Source organism: Pseudomonas migulae NBRC 103157 (assembly GCF_002091715.1).
Taxonomy (GTDB): domain Bacteria; phylum Pseudomonadota; class Gammaproteobacteria; order Pseudomonadales; family Pseudomonadaceae; genus Aquipseudomonas; species Aquipseudomonas migulae_A.
In genome coordinates this window covers 103677-119345 of the sequence record NZ_BDAG01000008.1, presented here as the reverse complement: position 1 = coordinate 119345, position 15669 = coordinate 103677, and the positions used below count along the sequence as shown (strand labels likewise).

Here is a 15669-nt window from a genome sequence, read left to right as displayed (position 1 = left end):
CTCCAAAATAAAAGGCCCTAGGAACGGAACAGACGGCTGTACTGGCGCTCATGGGCCATGCACGCCAGGGACAGGCCGAAAGCGGCGCTGCCATAGTGTTCGGGGTTGATGCGGGTGGCGTTCTGTTGGGCTTCCTGCAATAGCGGCAGCAATTCGCTGGTCAGGCGTTGCGCGGCTTGCTGGCCCAGCGGCAAGGTTTTCATCAGCACCGCCAGCTGGTTTTCCAGCCAGCTCCACAGCCAGGCCGCCAATGCGTCCTGCGGGCTGATACGCCAGGCGCGCGCAGCCAGCGCCCAGCCGAGGGCCAGGTGCGGTTCGGGACGCTGATCGAGAAAGGCGCGGGCCGGCGCATCGAGTTCCGGCAAACCGTTGAGCAGTTGCTGCAAGGAATAACCCATCTGCCGGCTTTCCTGATGCAACTCGCGGGTTTCCCGGCTGGCGCGGTGTTCTTCGCAGCGTTGCAGCAATTCGCCCCAGTTTTCTTCGGCGGCTGCTGTGCAATGGGCGAGCAACAGAGGCGCCTCGAAGCGCGCCAGGTTCAGCAACAACTGATCGCTGATCCAGCGCCGGGCACTGTCGGCGTCGTTCACCCGACCGTTATCCACCGCCATTTCCAGGCCTTGGGAATAGCTGTAGCCGCCAATCGGCAGTTGCGGACTGGCCAGGCGCAGCAGCGCCCAGGCCGGGTTCATGGACGTACGCCGAACTGGTGCAGTTTCGGCGGGTAGTTGAAGTCCTCGTCGCCATGCCGCGAATGGTGATGCCCACCGCCATAGGCGCCGTGCTCCGGCTGGAACGGCGCCTCGATGTTTTCGACCTTGGCATCAAGTTGTTCGAGCATCGCCTTGAGCACGTAATCATCGAGCAGGCGCAACCAGCCGTCGCCGACTTGCAGGGCGACGTGGCGATTGCCCAGGTGATAAGCCGCGCGGGTCAGCTCGAAAGCGTTGGCGCAGGTGACATGCAGCAATTGTTCGGGGCGGGCACAGACGCGGACGATGCGACCGTCTTCAGCCTTTAGGCATTCGCCGTCATACAGCGGCGGCTGACCGCGCTCCAAAAACAACCCGACGTCTTCACCTTCGGCACTGAAACAGCGCAAGCGGCTTTTGCTCCGGGCTTCGAAGGTCAGGTGCAGTTCAGCGGCCCAGACGGGTTGAGGGTCGATTCTGCGATGAATCACCAGCATCGGAAAGCTTCCAGCAATGAACGATAGTCAGGCTAGAGCAAGGGGCTTGCCAATCGGGGGATGTGTAGGAAATGCCTGTCGGAGCGACGGTCGCGTTTCAAATTGTTGCGGTAATTTGGTGCGCGGCATTGTGGGGCGCACCAAATGATGGCGCGAGGTGTGCTCCAGATTAGTCGCGAGTTGCACAACTTTGCAGGAGCCGGCTTGCTGGCGATAGCGCCCTCTCAGTCGACCCAAATGTTGCCTGGCCCGCCGCTATCGCCAGCAAGCCGGCTCCTACAGGAGATAGGTGTATTTGCCGCGCACAAAAAAGATCGCAGCCTGCGGCAGCTCCTACAGAGAATTGCGATCCGTGTAAGAGCTGCCGCAGGCTGCGATCTTTTCAGGCGTTATTCGGTGCTACCGAGGCCTTGCCAGTGTTTCAGACCGATAAAGATAAACCGCAACTGTTGGGTAATCTTCGCCTGTGGCGTCAAATGCTCGGGCAATGCTTCTGCCGGCGGATCAATAATGTCCGGCAAGGTCGCGAACACACTTTTAACAATCAGGTCTGCCATGACGCTCAGGCCGGCGATGTCGAGATGTTGCAGCTTGGGCATCAGCGACAAGTCGGCCGCCAGGTCCGAGCTGATGTCTTCGCGCAACCGTCCAATGGCCAGACGCACCGGCAGCGAACCGCCGTACTGCTCGCGGGCGAGAAACAGGAATTGCGAACGATTGGCCGCCACCACGTCGAGAAAGATCCGCACGGAGGCATCGATGATGCCGCCCATCACGAATTCGTTGTGGCGCACCAGGCGGATGGTTTCGCGGAAGGTCTGACCGACTTCGCTCACCAGCACCAGGCCCAGTTCATCCATATCGGCAAAATGCCGGTAAAAACCGGTGGGGACGATGCCGGCGGTTTTCGCCACTTCGCGCAGGCTCAGGCTGCCGAATCCTCGGCCGCATTCCATCAAATGGCGGGCAGCGTCCATCAGGGCGTTACGGGTTTGTTGTTTCTGTTCGGCGCGGGGCAGCATCGCAAGGGTGTTTTTCTGGACAGGACAGCGGCGCACTCTAGCAAATCGGCTTTGCTGGCGTCGAACGACTATCGGGGGGCAACTAAAAGCGGGCAGGCGGGGAAGGGGGGTTCTATAAAATCAAAAGCCCAATCCGGGGATTGGGCTTTTTTTCAGGGCCGCCATGGGCTTAGCTCAAAGCGCTGTTGCGTTCGATCACGCGGTCACCACCACCTTCAGCGAGGGTTTGACCTTGTGGAGTGCGATCGGAGCCGTCAGCAGCCAGGGTTTGACCTTGTGGAGTGCGATCGGAGCCGTCAGCAGCGAGGGTTTGACCTTGTGGAGTGCGATCGGAACCGTCAGCAGCCAGGGTTTGACCTTGTGGAGTGCGATCGGAGCCGTCAGCAGCCAGGGTTTGACCTTGTGGAGTGCGATCGGAACCGTCAGCAGCCAGGGTTTGGCCTTGTGGAGTGCGATCGGAGCCGTCAGCTGCCAGAGTTTGACCTTGTGGGGTGCGGTCCGAGCCATCTTGAGTGATCAGGCCTTTTTCTTTCAGGCGATCGTTACCACCTTCGGCAACAGTCTGGCTGAACACCGAGTGGCTCGATTTGACTTGTGGGGTTGCCTGATCTGCAGCTGGCAGAGCGAAAGCGGTGCTGGCCAGCAGTGAGAGGGAAAGGCTAAGCAGTAATTGGCGTTTCATGATCGGGTGCTCCGTAGGAAGGCAATAAAGTGGGTACGAGGGCAATGCTACTCTCGATAAGTCGATATAAAAGTTCATAAACGCAATGGTAATAATCAACGGAATTGATTGTTCCGTGCGAAGGCTCTAGAACGGGCCTTTCCGGCGGTTGTTTTTGCACAGAAGTGGGTATTTTCGACTCACTTGCGCCACGCAAAAGTGCGGGGCGGTAACGCCGGATTGCGAGAGCAGGGTGTCCCCGACCGATTATTTGAGCGTTAAGCGCATTTTTCGGTTAAACCTGCGCGCCGTTTCCCAGTCCTAGCTTCATGGCAGGCCGGTTCGGGCCTAACGTTTCACACGTGCGTCGCAGTCAGGGCGCTCAGTCGTATTCAGGAGCCCTGTGCAATGACGCGCACCCCCAAGATTTTTGCCTGGACCTTTGCCAGCCTCGTTGTTCTGCTGGCGATACTGGTTCTGATCATCGCGTTCTTCGATTGGAACCGGATCAAACCGACCATCAACAACAAAGTTTCCGAAGAACTGCATCGACCGTTCGCCATCAATGGCAACCTCACGGTGGTCTGGCGGCGCGAGCTCGACGAGGGCGGCTGGCGGGCGTGGGTGCCGTGGCCGCATGTGGTGGCGCAGGACCTGAGCCTGGGCAACCCGGACTGGTCGAAGCAGCCGCAGATGGTCACGCTCAAACGCGTCGAGCTGCGCCTGTCGCCGCTGGCCTTGCTGGCTCAACGGGTAACGATCCCGCGCATTGACTTGACCGAACCGAACGCAGACCTCCAGCGTCTGGCCGATGGCCGTGCAAACTGGACGTTCAAGTTCGACCCCAAAGACCCGAACGCCGAGCCTTCCAGCTGGGTGCTCGACATCGGCGCCATTGGCTTCGACAAGGGCCACGTCACCCTTGACGACCAGAGCCTGAAAACGCAGCTCGACCTGATCATCGACCCGTTGGGCAAACCGATTCCGTTCAGCGAAATCGTCGGCGAAAAAGTGGCGAAAACCGCACAAGAGAAAGGCGCTGCACCTCAGGACTACGCGTTTGCGTTGAAGGTCAAAGGCCAATACCACGGGCAGAAACTCGCGGGTGACGGCAAGGTCGGCGGTTTGCTGGCCCTGCAGGATTCGGCCCGACCGTTCCCGCTCCAGGCTCAGGTAAAAATCGCCGATACCAGTGTCGAACTCGCGGGCACGCTGACCGATCCACTCAACCTTGGCGCGTTGGACCTGCGCCTGAAACTGGCCGGCAGCAGCCTGGGCAACCTCTATCCGCTGACCGGCGTGACCCTGCCGGATACACCGCCCTACGCCACCGACGGCCACTTGATCGCCAAACTGCACGAGGCGGGCGGGGCGGTGTTCCGTTATGAAGAGTTCAACGGCAAGATCGGCGAGAGCGACATTCATGGCAGCCTGGCCTATGTCGCCAGCGAGCCACGGCCGAAACTCAGCGGTTCACTGCTCTCCAATCAGCTGTTGTTTGCCGACCTTGCGCCCTTGATCGGCGCTGACTCCAACGCCAAACAAAAGGCCCGTGGCGGCGAAAGCAAGCAGCCGGCGGACAAGGCGCTGCCGGTCGAAGAGTTCAAGACCGAGCGCTGGCGTGACATGGACGCCGATGTCGAATTCACCGGCAAACGCATCGTCCACAGTGCAAAACTGCCGTTCAACGACCTTTATACCCACTTGGTATTGACCGACGGCGTGCTCAGCCTCGAGCCCCTGCGATTCGGTGTGGCCGGCGGTAAGCTGGATGCGCAGATTCGCTTGAACGGTCGCACCGAACCGTTGGAAGGCAGTGCGAAACTCACCGCGCGCGGGTTCAAGCTCAAGGAGTTGTTCCCGACCTTTGAACCGATGAAAACCAGTTTCGGCGAACTCAATGGCGACGCCGACATCAGCGGTCGTGGCAACTCGGTAGCGAAACTGCTGGGCACTGCCAATGGCCACCTGAAGATGCTGATCAACGATGGCGCAATCAGCCGTGAGTTGATGGAGCTGGCCGGACTCAATGTCGGCAACTATGTGGTCGGCAAGATCTTTGGTGACAAGGAAGTGAAGATCAATTGCGCGGCAGCCGACTTCGACATCAAGACCGGCCTGGCCACCACGCGGCTGTTCGTCTTCGATACGGAGAACGCGATCATCTATATCGATGGCACGGCGAACATGGCGACTGAGCAACTGGACCTTACGATTACCCCGGAATCCAAGGGCTGGCGTGTGATTTCGCTGCGTTCGCCACTGTATGTGCGGGGCAAGTTCATCAAGCCGGATGCCGGCGTCAAGGCGGTGCCGTTGATATTGCGCGGTGCGGGGATGGTGGCGTTGGGTGTGATCGCGGCGCCGGCGGCGGGATTGCTGGCGCTGGTGGCGCCGAGTGGTGGCGAGCCGAATCAGTGTGCGCCGTTGTTGCAGCAGATGAAGGCGGGCAAGGCGCCGGTGACCGTTAAGCCCACCAAATAAATCTTCGGTGTCTACCAAGACGCCATCGCGAGCAAGCCCGCTCCCACATTCGGCCGTATTCCCTCTGGAGGAACTCGGTCGAATGTGGGAGCGGGCTTGCTCGCGATGACGATGTGTCAGGCGCTACAGATCCTTCAGAATGTCCGCCATATCATCCGCATGCTCTTCTTCCTGAGCCAGGATGTCTTCGAAGATGCGCCGGGTGGTCGGGTCTTTCTCGCCGATGTACTGAATGATCTCGCGATAGCTGTCGATGGCAATGCGCTCGGCGACCAGGTCTTCGTAGACCATCTCTTTAAGTGAGTTGCCGGCCACGTACTGCGCGTGGGAGTTTTTCGACAAAAGGTCTGGATTGAATTCAGGCTCGCCGCCCAGTTGCACGATGCGCTCGGCCAATCGGTCGGCGTGCGCGGCTTCCTGGTTCGCGTGCTCAAGGAACTCCTCGGCGGCGACGTGGGCTTTCAGGCCGTTGGCCATGAAATAGTGACGCTTGTAGCGCAACACGCAGACCAGTTCGGTGGCCAGCGATTCGTTGAGCAGACGCAGCACTTCGTCGAGGTCGGCGCTGTAGCTTTCGGTCACTGCGCCATTCTCGACGTTCTGGCGGGCACGTGCGCGAAGGGTCGTTACATCAGACAAATGCATGTCACTCATCTCGTTCTCCTTGGAGGCTAATCCGGGGATTGCGTCACTTTCTGGGGAAGTGATCACTCCTTAGGTGTGAGTGATGAATTTCGCGAAAAGTTTGATGTAATTTTCCATCGAAAAAGATCGCAGGCTACGCCAGCTCCTACAGGGGGAGGCGTTCTCCTGTAGGAGCTGGCGCAGCCTGCGATCTTGGCAATAGGCCAGACAATCGTGCTTCTTCTTGCAACCACGAAAAAAAGGCTCGGACCGGCGGATGGCGCTCGCGCCCCGGAACGCAAAGCGCGCTATAGCCGGCGCCTTCCACCTGAATGTCACTCCGGTAAGCCACCAGCAAACCGCTGGCCACACTTTCCGACACCAGAATGTTGCTCGCCAGCACCAGGCCTTGCCCGGCGATGGCGGCTTGCAGGGCGTAATGTTCTTCATCGTATTCCCGGACGGCCGGTTGCCCCGCCAGCCAGGTTTCGCCGGACTGCGCGCACCACGCTTCCCAGCCATGGGCGTAGAGCTTCGAGTTATGCCAGCGCACGCTGATCAGCGTCGGCGTGCGCTTGGCCGCGAGCGCAACCTGTTCGGGTGAGCCATAAACGCCGAACGATTCATCGAACAGGCACTGGCCATAAAGGTTTGGGTAGTCATCGAGGCTGTAGCGCACCACCAGATCGACGCTGGCGTCCTGATGCAAATCGATCACTTCGCAATGGGTGTCCAGGCGCAGGCTGATGTTCGGATGCCGGGCGTAAAAGCGCCCGAGTCGTGGCACCAGCCACAGCGCGGCAAACGCGGCGGTGGTGGAGATCGTCAGGCTCGTGCCGCTGCGTTGCGGGCGCAAGGTGTCGACGCTCTGGGCCACTTCCAGAAAAGCACCGTGCAGGCTGTGGAACAGACGCTCACCGCACTCGGTCAGGCGAACCTGCCGTGGCAGGCGCTGAAACAGCGGCACACCGAGCCAGCTCTCCAGCGAACGAATCTGATGGGAAACCGCCGTTGGCGTGACGGACAGTTCTTCGGCGGCGGCCTTGAAGCTCAACAGGCGCGAGGCCGATTCAAAGGCGCGCAGGGCGGTCAGCGGCAGCGAGGCGAACATTGAAGACTCCATGGATGAAATTAACTCATCCAGACTGATTTTTACTCATTTGAGGCGAGACGGTGGCGAGCTCAACCTGCACGCCACACACCGTTTGAGTTTAGTCCTCAGGAGATTCAGATGAACAGAGTTCTTGCCATTCACGCCAGCCCACGGGGCGAACGTTCCCACTCCCGTCGCTTGGCCGAAGTGTTTCTCAGCGCCTGGCAGGCGCGCCATCCGCAATCGCAACTGACCCGACGCGAAGTCGGTCGGGCGCTGATTCCACCGGTCAACGAGGCGTTTGTGGCTGCCGCGTTCTACCCCGAACCCGATGCACGGCCGCTGTCGATGCAGGCCGATCTCGCGTTCAGCGATCAACTGGTGGGTGAATTGCTGGGCCACGATTTGCTGGTGATCTCCACGCCCATGCACAACTTCAGCGTGCCCAGCGGCCTCAAGGCGTGGATCGATCAGATCGTGCGGCTCGGCCTGACTTTCAATCACACGCTGGACAATGGCGTCGCCCAATACGAGCCGCTGGTACGGGGCAAGAAAGCGCTGATCGTCACCAGCCGTGGCGGATTCGGCTTCGGTCCTGGAGGGGAACTCGAAGCCCTGAACCATGCCGATACGTTGCTGCGCACGGCACTGGGTTTCATCGGCATTACCGACGTCACCGTGGTCGCCGCCGAAGGCGAAGAGTCCGCCGAGCGCACCTTTGAAATCTCCGTCGCCGAGGCCGAACAGCGTTTGCTGACGCTGGCCAGGGAGTTCTAGATGGCCTGGGTGTTTTTGCTGATCGCCGCCGGGTTCGAAGTCACGTTCGCCATGGGCATGAAGTATGCCGCAGGTTTCACCCGGCTCTGGCCGTCGCTGATCACGGTTGTTGCGGCGGTGGGCGGGATCTACTTCCTGACCCTGGCCATGCGCGAATTGCCGGTGAGCATCGCCTACCCGATCTGGACCGCCATCGGTTCGTTGGGCACAGTGTTTCTCGGGTTTGCGTTGCTCGGCGAAAGCCTGACGGCGGTCAAACTGGTGTCGGTCGGGCTGATCGTGGCCGGTGTGGCGGGGCTGAAGTAGAGCGGATGTCATAGACTGGTCGTCGAGTTGTCATTTTTGATGACGATGCTTGGCTGATGTCTTGCATTCAGCCTTGCGTCACCTCACCGATCACAAGGATGTCCGCCCATGTCGCAAGGTTCTGCCACGCGTTATCCGTTGGTGCTGGTCCCGGGAATGCTCGGGTTTATCCGTCTGGTGCTGTATCCGTACTGGTACGGGATTGTCGCGGCGTTGCGCCAAGGGGGGGCGACGGTGATTGCGGTGCAGGTTTCGCCGCTGCACTCGACCGAGGTGCGCGGCGAACAATTGCTGACGCGGATCGACGAGATCCTGCGGGAAACCGGTGCCGAGAAGGTCAACCTGATCGGCCATAGCCAGGGCTCGCTGACCGCCCGTTACGCCGCCGCGAAACGCCCGGATCTCGTGGCGTCCGTCACGTCGGTGGCGGGGCCCAATCACGGCTCGGAACTGGCGGATTACCTGCACAAGCATTACCCGGCGGACAGCGTTAAGGGACGGCTGCTCGCCTTTTTTCTCTGGGTCATCGGCGCGTTGATGAGCCTGCTGGAAACCGGCTATCGCGGGCCGAAGCTGCCGGTGGATATTCACGCCTCCCATGAATCGCTGACGACGGCCGGGGTGACGCTGTTCAATCAGCGTTATCCACAGGGCTTGCCGCAAACCTGGGGTGGGCACGGGCCGGAAGAGGTCAACGGCGTGCGCTATTACTCGTGGTCCGGCACCTTGCAGCCGGGCAAGACCGATCGCGGGCGCAATCTGTTCGACGGGACCAACCGCAGTTGTCGGTTGTTTGCCAAAACCTTCGTGCGCGAAGTCGGGCATTGCGACGGGATGGTCGGGCGTTACAGCTCGCATCTGGGGACGGTGATTGGCGATGATTATCCGTTGGATCACTTCGACATCGTCAATCAGTCGCTGGGGTTGGTGGGGAAGGGGGCCGAGCCGATTCGGTTGTTTGTCGAGCATGCGGCGCGGTTGAAAGCGGCAGGGGTTTAGGCGTCAGTCCGCGTTATCGTTCTTCGCCAGCAAGCCGTCTCCTACAGGTCTGGGCGTCGTGACCATTACCTGCGCCCGACACCAGACTTGTAGGAGCCGGCTTGCTGGCGATGGCGTCTATTCAGGCGGCGCCAACCTTGCGGCCCAACACCGTGGTCCAACGCTCCGAAAGAATCACCCCACCCAACGTCAACACCCCGCCCACCAGGTGATACATCGCCAACTGCTCATGCAGCACCAACGCTGCGATCAGCGCCGTCAGCAACGGCAGCAGATTGAAAAACTGCGTGGTCCGACTCGGCCCCAGGCGCACCACGGCCTGCATCCACGCCAGCGGCGCAACCATGGAAGCGAGCAGGCAGGCGTACAGCACCAGCGGAATGTTCTGCAGCGTCGGGCCTATTTTCGGCGACACGGCGAACAGCGGAAACAGCACCACCACCGCCACCCACACCTGCAGGTACAACAACACCAGCGGCGGCAAACGCAGCTGCCACTTTTTCAGCAGCGTGCTGTAGATCGCGTAGGCCAGCGTGGCGATCAGCATCATCGCATCGCCCAGATTCACCCCGTGTTCCAGCAAAGCCCCGAGGCTGCCGGACGACACCACCACCAACACCCCTGCAAACGACAGCACGGCACCGGCCAGGGCTCCCGCCGTCAGGCGCTGGCCGAGGCTGACGATCGCCATGGCCAGCGACATCAACGGCATCAGCGACAGAATGATCCCCATGTTGGTGGCGGATGTCAGCGACGCCGCGAAATACGCCAGGCTCTGATAAACCGCCATTCCGAGCACACCGAGGGTGAAAATCTTCCCCAGGTTCGGGCGGATCTTCGACCAATGGGCGATGACGGGTTTGAGCATGAAGGGCGTGAATAACAAGCCGGCCAGCAGCCAGCGGTAAAAACCGATCTCGGCGGGGAAGATCGCTCCGGCCGACATTTTGGTGATCACGGTGTTGCCGGCCCAAATGAAAATTGCCAGCAGGGGAAAAGCGTATTGCATCGGAAAAAACCAGAAACGTTAATGAGGGGTGATTATCGCCTGTCTGGATGAAAGCCTATACTTCGATCCAGACAACCCGCCCCGGATGACGGACAGCATGACCAGTAAACACATCGACCTGCTGGACTTCAGCGAATTGCCTTCGCCGGTCTACTTCCGTTATGCCGACTTCGATACCCACGAATATGCCTCGGCCCACCGTCACCCCTGGGGCACGCTGGAGTATTCGGCCAACGGTGTCCTGCACATGGAAATCGGCAGCAGCCGGTTCATGTCGCCACCGCAATATGCCGTGTGGGTGCCGCCGCAGATCGAGCACAGTTTTTACAGCAATCAGCCGATCAACTACCGCGCGGTCTGCCTCGCGCCGTCGCTCTGCCAGGAACTGCCACCGCAGGCCTGCACGTTGGCAATCAGCGACATTCTCAAAGCGATCCTCAAGGACTTCGCCGCCCGTGATGTGAAAATTCCCGAACAGGCTGCGGACAAGCGCCTGGCCGAGGTGCTGGTGGATCAGCTGCAACAGGCGCCCGTTCACCAGTGCTACTTGCCCTACGCCAGCAGCCCCGGGCTGCTCGGAATACTGGAAGACTTGCAGGCCGAGCCCGGGGATAACCGGCCGCTGTCGGCGTGGGCTACGCAGATCCACGTCAGCGAGCGCACGCTGGCGCGGCAGTTTGTGCGCGAATTGGGCATGAGTTTCGGCGAGTGGCGGCAGCGCTTGCGCTTTCTGGCTGCGATCGAGGCACTCGACAGTCACCGCAGCATTCAGGAGATCGCTTTCGACATGGGTTACAGCACCGGTTCGGCGTTCATCGCGATGTTTCAACGTCAGGCCGGGTGCACGCCGGAACAGTATCGACGCAGCCATCTCGAGAACAGGAAGGTGTAACAGGCTTTGTCTACACTCCAGAGCGAGGCCGTGCCCCTCGGTGCGGCAACAAGGAGAAAACTCCATGAAGATGTTGCGTGTCCCTTTGTTGATGATCGGTTTGCTGCTCTGTTCCCAAGGTTTCGCCGCCACGGCCCAACAGAACAAGATGACCACCTGCAATGCCGACGCTACCGCGAAGAGCCTCAAGGGCGATGAGCGCAAAGCCTTCATGAGCACCTGCCTTAAAGCCGCGCCAGCCGCCAATGACGCGAAAGCCTTGACCCCTCAACAAGAGAAGATGAAAACCTGTAATGCCGATGCGGCGACCAAAGCCCTCAAGGGTGATGAGCGCAAGGCGTTCATGAGTGATTGCCTGAAGAAGAAATAAACATTGGGGATAGGTGGCGGCTGTCAGGGCCTCTTCGCGAGTAAGCCCGCTCCCACATTTGTCCAGCGTGCACAGTTCCACTGTGGGAGCGGGCTTGCTCGCGATGAGGTCGGCAAGGGCACTGCAAAAAAACGCCCGAGCCCCCGACCAAGGTCGCCCCACACAATCCCTAGTGCTGACACCCGAACGCTGGCAGACTGCCAATCCTTTTACGCCGCTCGTTTTGAGGCTGTATGCCAACGTTTTCTCAACGCCAAGTTTTGCTGCTGATCAGTTGGGTCATCATCTTTGGTGGTTTGCTGCTGGTGATTCCGCTGCGCTTGCTGCCGAGCCTGCTCGCCGGTTTGCTGGTGTTCGAACTGGTCAACATGCTTACCCCGCAATTGCAGCGGCTGATCGAAGGTCGGCGTGCGCGCTGGCTGGCGGTGGCGTTGCTGGGGACGCTGGTGGTGAGTGTGCTGGCGCTGGTCTTTGCCGGGGCCATCAGCTTCCTGCTGCATGAAGCGGAAAACCCCGGGGCTTCCCTCGATAAATTCATGGGCGTGGTCGACCGTGCGCGCGGGCAACTGCCGCCGTTCATCGACGCCTACCTGCCCGCCAGCGCCGCCGAGTTCCGCGTGGCCATCGGCGAGTGGGTGAGCAAACACCTCAGCGACTTGCAACTGGTCGGCAAAGACGCGGCGCACATGTTCGTGACGCTGCTGATCGGTATGGTGCTGGGGGCGATCATTGCCCTGCAACGTGTGCCGGACGTGACCAAGCGCAAGCCGCTGGCCGCCGCACTGTTCGATCGTTTGCACCTGCTGGTGCAGGCCTTCCGCAACATCGTGTTCGCCCAGATCAAGATTTCCCTGCTCAACACCTTCTTCACCGGGATTTTCCTGGCGGTGGTCCTGCCGATGTTCGGCATCAAGCTGCCGCTGACCAAGACCCTGATCGTGCTGACCTTCCTGCTCGGCCTGCTGCCGGTGATCGGCAACCTGATGTCGAATACGCTGATCACCATCGTCGGTTTGTCGCTGTCGATCTGGGTCGCGGTGGCGGCCCTGGGTTATCTGATCGTTATCCACAAGCTCGAATACTTCCTCAACGCGCGCATTGTCGGCGGGCAGATCAGTGCCAAGTCGTGGGAGTTGCTGCTGGCAATGCTGGTGTTCGAGGCCGCGTTCGGCCTGCCGGGAGTGGTGGCGGGGCCGATTTATTACGCGTATCTGAAGAGTGAGTTGAAGCAGGTGGGGATGGTTTGATCCAGGGAATGTGTCGCCTGTTCTGACGCCATCGCTGGCAAGCCAGCTCCTACAAGAGCAACGCATACCCTGTAGGAGCTGGCTTGCCAGCGATGGACGCGACCCGGTTCTGGATCAGTCCATCGGGCCGTAACGCTTGGCCGCTTCGATCGCCAGGCCGCTGCCGATGCTGCCGAAGATGTTCCCTTCCACATGCCGCGCATTCGGCAACATCGCCGACACGCTGTTGCGCAACGCCGGAATCCCGCTCGAGCCGCCAGTGAAGAACACCGTATCCACCTGATCGACCCGCACGTTAGCGTCGTTCAGCAGTTGGGTCACGCTGTTGCGCACGCGCTCCAGCAGGTTGTCGATGGCCGATTCGAACAGCGCCCGGCTCAGCTCCACGCTCAGGCCCGGCTCGATGCGGTCCAGCGGCACATGACGGCTGTCGGCGTGGGTCAGCTGGATCTTGGTTTCTTCCACTTCCATCGCCAGCCAGTGCCCGGCGCGTTGCTCGATCAGCTTGAACAGACGGTCGATACCGCCGGTGTCTTCGATGTCGTAGCGCATGCTGCCCAGGGCCAGGGTCGACTTCTGCGAGTACACCGAGTTGATCGTGTGCCAGGTCGCCAGGTTCATGTGGTGGCTGGTCGGCATGTAGGCGCCACTCTTCATGCGGCTGCCGTAGCCGAACAGCGGCATCAGGCCTTGCAGGCTCAGCTGCTTGTCGAAATCGGTCCCGCCGATGTGCACGCCGCCGGTGGCGAGGATGTCATCGTGACGGTTGTCGTGGTTGCGGCGCTCGGGCGACAGGCGCACCAGCGAGAAGTCCGACGTACCACCGCCGATGTCGACGATCAGTACCAGCTCTTCCTTTTCGATGGTCGACTCATAGTCGAACGCTGCCGCAATCGGCTCGTACTGGAACGACACATCCTTGAAGCCGATGGCGCGGGCCACGTCCACCAAGGTGTTTTCCGCTTCCTGGTCAGCCATTTCGTCGTCATCGACGAAAAACACAGGACGACCCAGCACCACTTCGTCGAATTCGCGACCGGCGGCTGTTTCGGCGCGTTTCTTCAATTGGCCGATGAACAGCCCGAGCAGGTCCTTGAACGGCATCGCCGTGCCGAGCACGCTGGTGTCGTGCTTGATCAGCTTGGAGCCCAGCAGGCTCTTGAGCGAGCGCATCAACCGGCCTTCGTAGCCTTCCAGGTACTCGTGCAGCGCCAGCCGGCCGTACACCGGGCGGCGTTCTTCCATATTGAAGAAGACCACCGAGGGCAGGGTGATCTTGTCGTCCTCCAGCGCAATCAGCGTTTCCATGCCGGGGCGCAGCCAGCCGACGGTGGAGTTGGACGTGCCGAAGTCGATACCACAGGCACGGGCTGGAGATGCGTTTTTCATGTCTTTCAGGTTCCGGTTAAAAAACGGCCGCGCAGTGTATGTCAGTGCGGCGCAGATTCGAAGGCCGACTATCCGCTAAATCTCAGCCAATAGCGCCTTGATAAGCTGGAAAGATGCCCCAAACTTGTCTGCATTGAGCCTGGCAGCCATCGGACGGTCGCAAGAACTGTCTTCTGCTGCCGATAAACTTCTGGTGCGCTGCCCGGTCAACACTTGAGATCGGTCAACCCTCGTGCGGCAAAAAAGAGCATGCTGAGGCAGGTGGCGCGATTTTGATAATGGATGGTGATTCCCACGATGGACTTCAAAGACTATTACAAGATTCTCGGTGTGGAACCGACCGCGGACGATAAGACGATTAAAGCGGCTTATCGCAAGCTGGCGCGCAAATACCACCCGGACGTCAGCAAGGAAAAGGACGCCGAGTCCAAGTTCAAGGACGCCTCGGAAGCCTATGAAGCGCTGAAAAGCGCCGACAAGCGCGCCGAATACGACGACTTGCGCAAATACGGTCAGCACGGCCAACCGTTCCAGGGCCCGCCGGGTTGGCAGGGCCGTGGTGCCGGTGGATTTGGCGGTGGTCAGGACTCGGGCGATTTTTCGGACTTTTTCAGTTCGATCTTCGGTAACCGTGGCCCTGGTTTTGGTGCGGGAGAGTCGCGTCGCAGTGCCGGACGTCGAGGGCAAGACGTGGAAATGGAATTAGGGATTTTTCTGGAAGAAACCCTCTCGAACGAATCGAAGAAGGTCACCTTTCAGGTGCCGCAGTACAACGCGGCGGGCCAGCACGTCAGCAACACCAGCAAAAGCCTGAATGTGAAGATCCCGGCCGGCGTCACCGACGGCGAACGCATCCGCCTCAAGGGGCAGGGCGCGCCGGGCGTCGGCGGCGGGGCCAATGGCGATCTGTACCTGACCATCCGGTTTGCGCCGCACCCGAAATTCGATGTCGAAGGCGAGAACCTGATCATCACTCTGCCGCTGGCGCCATGGGAATTGGCGCTGGGCGCCGAAGTGGCTGTGCCTACACTGACAGGCAAGATCAACCTCAAGGTCCCGGCCGGCAGCCAGAACGGCCAGCGCATGCGCGCCAAGGGCCACGGTTTGCTGAACAAGGCCGGCCATCGGGGTTATCTGTTCGTACAACTCAAGGCTGTCATGCCTAAAGCCTCGGACGATGAAGTGAAGGCGTTGTGGCAGGAGCTGGCCAAAAAAGCGGCTTTCAACCCAAGAGAAAACTTCTGATCCAAGAGAAGGAGTAGCCCATCATGAGCAACCCCCTGATCGTTCAACTGGACATGGCAGAATTCTGTGAGGCGACCGAATTGTCGGACGTCTACGTGATCGAAATCGTCGAGCACGGCATCCTCGAACCTCAGGGCAAGCAGCCCAAGGATTGGCGCTTCACCGATTACGAGCTGGTATTGGCCAAGCGTGCCGCCAAGTTGCGGCACGATCTGGAGCTGGAGTGGGAAGGCGTCGCCCTGGCGCTGGACCTGCTTGAGGAAGTCCGGCAACTGCGGGCTGAGAACCGGATGCTCAAGCAGCGGTTGGCGCGGTTGGTGGTCGAATAGCTGAAGCCAATTCGAATCCTGTAGGAGCCGGCT

Annotated in this window: 17 protein-coding genes; 9 read left to right on the top strand and 8 right to left on the bottom strand. The window is 60.2% G+C overall.

The window, feature by feature from the left end; all coding sequences use genetic code 11:
- Positions 1-17: 17 nt before the first annotated feature.
- From PMI01S_RS08710 to PMI01S_RS08695, 4 genes are all read right to left on the bottom strand, one after another.
- The gene (locus tag PMI01S_RS08710; RefSeq protein ID WP_084319285.1) at positions 18-692 is read right to left on the bottom strand and encodes an urease accessory protein UreF; all 675 of its coding nucleotides are present in this window, start codon (positions 690-692) and stop codon (positions 18-20) included.
- On the bottom strand, positions 689-1189 hold the full coding sequence (gene ureE / locus PMI01S_RS08705) for an urease accessory protein UreE (RefSeq protein WP_084319283.1): 501 nt from the start codon (positions 1187-1189) through the stop codon (positions 689-691). The genes PMI01S_RS08710 and ureE overlap by 4 nt, the downstream gene beginning before the upstream one ends.
- 389 nt (positions 1190-1578) lie before the next feature.
- Entirely contained in the window at positions 1579-2211 is a 633-nt protein-coding gene (locus PMI01S_RS08700) for a TetR family transcriptional regulator (RefSeq protein WP_084319281.1), read from the bottom strand.
- A 169-nt stretch (positions 2212-2380) separates the two neighbouring features.
- Positions 2381-2893, bottom strand: coding sequence for a hypothetical protein (locus tag PMI01S_RS08695; RefSeq protein ID WP_084319279.1), 513 nt, complete (start codon positions 2891-2893; stop codon positions 2381-2383).
- 387 nt (positions 2894-3280) lie between these two features.
- Here PMI01S_RS08695 and PMI01S_RS08690 point away from each other — a divergent pair, with 387 nt between their 5' ends.
- A complete protein-coding gene (locus tag PMI01S_RS08690) occupies positions 3281-5356 on the top strand; it encodes an AsmA family protein (RefSeq protein WP_084319277.1) in 2076 nt (691 codons plus the stop codon).
- 123 nt (positions 5357-5479) lie between these two features.
- On the opposite strand, the gene PMI01S_RS08685 is transcribed toward PMI01S_RS08690, so the two are convergent.
- Together PMI01S_RS08685 and PMI01S_RS08680 are read right to left on the bottom strand one after the other, a co-directional pair.
- Complete coding sequence (locus PMI01S_RS08685) at positions 5480-6010, bottom strand: ferritin-like domain-containing protein (RefSeq protein WP_084319275.1); 531 nt, start codon at positions 6008-6010, stop codon at positions 5480-5482.
- Between the two features lie 136 nt (positions 6011-6146).
- A complete protein-coding gene (locus PMI01S_RS08680; protein ID WP_167362913.1) occupies positions 6147-7103 on the bottom strand; it encodes a LysR substrate-binding domain-containing protein in 957 nt (318 codons plus the stop codon).
- Between the two features lie 108 nt (positions 7104-7211).
- On the opposite strand from PMI01S_RS08680, the gene PMI01S_RS08675 reads away from it, so the two are divergent.
- The 3 genes from PMI01S_RS08675 to PMI01S_RS08665 all read left to right on the top strand — a co-directional run bounded on the left by PMI01S_RS08675 (position 7212) and on the right by PMI01S_RS08665 (position 9155).
- Positions 7212-7850 carry an FMN-dependent NADH-azoreductase gene (locus PMI01S_RS08675; protein WP_084319271.1) on the top strand — a complete coding sequence of 213 codons (639 nt, stop codon included), beginning with the start codon at positions 7212-7214 and terminating at the stop codon, positions 7848-7850.
- Complete coding sequence (locus tag PMI01S_RS08670; RefSeq protein ID WP_084319269.1) at positions 7851-8156, top strand: DMT family transporter; 306 nt, start codon at positions 7851-7853, stop codon at positions 8154-8156. It abuts the gene before it with no gap.
- A gap of 108 nt (positions 8157-8264) precedes the next feature.
- Positions 8265-9155 (top strand): esterase/lipase family protein, encoded by an 891-nt coding sequence (locus PMI01S_RS08665; RefSeq protein ID WP_084319267.1) that lies wholly within the window; start codon positions 8265-8267, stop codon positions 9153-9155.
- A 121-nt stretch (positions 9156-9276) separates the two neighbouring features.
- On the opposite strand, the gene PMI01S_RS08660 is transcribed toward PMI01S_RS08665, so the two are convergent.
- Positions 9277-10164, bottom strand: a complete 888-nt coding sequence (locus PMI01S_RS08660) for a DMT family transporter (protein WP_084319266.1) — start codon at positions 10162-10164, stop codon at positions 9277-9279.
- A 97-nt stretch (positions 10165-10261) separates the two neighbouring features.
- Here PMI01S_RS08660 and PMI01S_RS08655 point away from each other — a divergent pair, with 97 nt between their 5' ends.
- The 3 genes from PMI01S_RS08655 (at position 10262) to PMI01S_RS08645 (ending at position 12673) form a co-directional block, all read left to right on the top strand.
- Positions 10262-11056, top strand: a complete 795-nt coding sequence (locus PMI01S_RS08655; protein ID WP_174602655.1) for an AraC family transcriptional regulator — start codon at positions 10262-10264, stop codon at positions 11054-11056.
- Between the two features lie 64 nt (positions 11057-11120).
- Positions 11121-11426: a PsiF family protein gene (locus tag PMI01S_RS08650; RefSeq protein WP_084319263.1), complete on the top strand. Its 306-nt coding sequence runs from the start codon at positions 11121-11123 to the stop codon at positions 11424-11426.
- 233 nt (positions 11427-11659) lie between these two features.
- Positions 11660-12673, top strand: coding sequence for an AI-2E family transporter (locus tag PMI01S_RS08645; protein WP_084319261.1), 1014 nt, complete (start codon positions 11660-11662; stop codon positions 12671-12673).
- A 114-nt stretch (positions 12674-12787) separates the two neighbouring features.
- Here the strand turns inward: PMI01S_RS08645 and PMI01S_RS08640 are convergent, their stop codons facing one another.
- Positions 12788-14062, bottom strand: coding sequence for an Hsp70 family protein (locus PMI01S_RS08640; protein WP_084319259.1), 1275 nt, complete (start codon positions 14060-14062; stop codon positions 12788-12790).
- Positions 14063-14359: 297 nt separating this feature from the next.
- Between PMI01S_RS08640 and PMI01S_RS08635 the strand changes: the two genes are divergently transcribed.
- Positions 14360-15307: a DnaJ C-terminal domain-containing protein gene (locus PMI01S_RS08635; RefSeq protein ID WP_084319361.1), complete on the top strand. Its 948-nt coding sequence runs from the start codon at positions 14360-14362 to the stop codon at positions 15305-15307.
- Between the two features lie 23 nt (positions 15308-15330).
- A complete protein-coding gene (locus PMI01S_RS08630; protein ID WP_084319257.1) occupies positions 15331-15636 on the top strand; it encodes a chaperone modulator CbpM in 306 nt (101 codons plus the stop codon).
- Positions 15637-15669 lie beyond the last annotated feature (33 nt).

Excerpts from the sequence above, each read along its gene's own strand:
- PMI01S_RS08710 (WP_084319285.1), bottom strand. The coding sequence starts at position 692 with ATGAACCCGGCCTGGGCGCTGCTGCGCCTGGCCAGTCCGCAACTGCCG.
- ureE (WP_084319283.1), bottom strand. The coding sequence starts at position 1,189 with ATGCTGGTGATTCATCGCAGAATCGACCCTCAACCCGTCTGGGCCGCT.
- PMI01S_RS08700 (WP_084319281.1), bottom strand. The coding sequence starts at position 2,211 with ATGCTGCCCCGCGCCGAACAGAAACAACAAACCCGTAACGCCCTGATG.
- PMI01S_RS08695 (WP_084319279.1), bottom strand. The coding sequence starts at position 2,893 with ATGAAACGCCAATTACTGCTTAGCCTTTCCCTCTCACTGCTGGCCAGC.
- PMI01S_RS08690 (WP_084319277.1), top strand. The coding sequence starts at position 3,281 with ATGACGCGCACCCCCAAGATTTTTGCCTGGACCTTTGCCAGCCTCGTT.
- PMI01S_RS08685 (WP_084319275.1), bottom strand. The coding sequence starts at position 6,010 with ATGAGTGACATGCATTTGTCTGATGTAACGACCCTTCGCGCACGTGCC.
- PMI01S_RS08680 (WP_167362913.1), bottom strand. The coding sequence starts at position 7,103 with ATGGAGTCTTCAATGTTCGCCTCGCTGCCGCTGACCGCCCTGCGCGCC.
- PMI01S_RS08675 (WP_084319271.1), top strand. The coding sequence starts at position 7,212 with ATGAACAGAGTTCTTGCCATTCACGCCAGCCCACGGGGCGAACGTTCC.
- PMI01S_RS08670 (WP_084319269.1), top strand. The coding sequence starts at position 7,851 with ATGGCCTGGGTGTTTTTGCTGATCGCCGCCGGGTTCGAAGTCACGTTC.
- PMI01S_RS08665 (WP_084319267.1), top strand. The coding sequence starts at position 8,265 with ATGTCGCAAGGTTCTGCCACGCGTTATCCGTTGGTGCTGGTCCCGGGA.
- PMI01S_RS08660 (WP_084319266.1), bottom strand. The coding sequence starts at position 10,164 with ATGCAATACGCTTTTCCCCTGCTGGCAATTTTCATTTGGGCCGGCAAC.
- PMI01S_RS08655 (WP_174602655.1), top strand. The coding sequence starts at position 10,262 with ATGACCAGTAAACACATCGACCTGCTGGACTTCAGCGAATTGCCTTCG.
- PMI01S_RS08650 (WP_084319263.1), top strand. The coding sequence starts at position 11,121 with ATGAAGATGTTGCGTGTCCCTTTGTTGATGATCGGTTTGCTGCTCTGT.
- PMI01S_RS08645 (WP_084319261.1), top strand. The coding sequence starts at position 11,660 with ATGCCAACGTTTTCTCAACGCCAAGTTTTGCTGCTGATCAGTTGGGTC.
- PMI01S_RS08640 (WP_084319259.1), bottom strand. The coding sequence starts at position 14,062 with ATGAAAAACGCATCTCCAGCCCGTGCCTGTGGTATCGACTTCGGCACG.
- PMI01S_RS08635 (WP_084319361.1), top strand. The coding sequence starts at position 14,360 with ATGGACTTCAAAGACTATTACAAGATTCTCGGTGTGGAACCGACCGCG.
- PMI01S_RS08630 (WP_084319257.1), top strand. The coding sequence starts at position 15,331 with ATGAGCAACCCCCTGATCGTTCAACTGGACATGGCAGAATTCTGTGAG.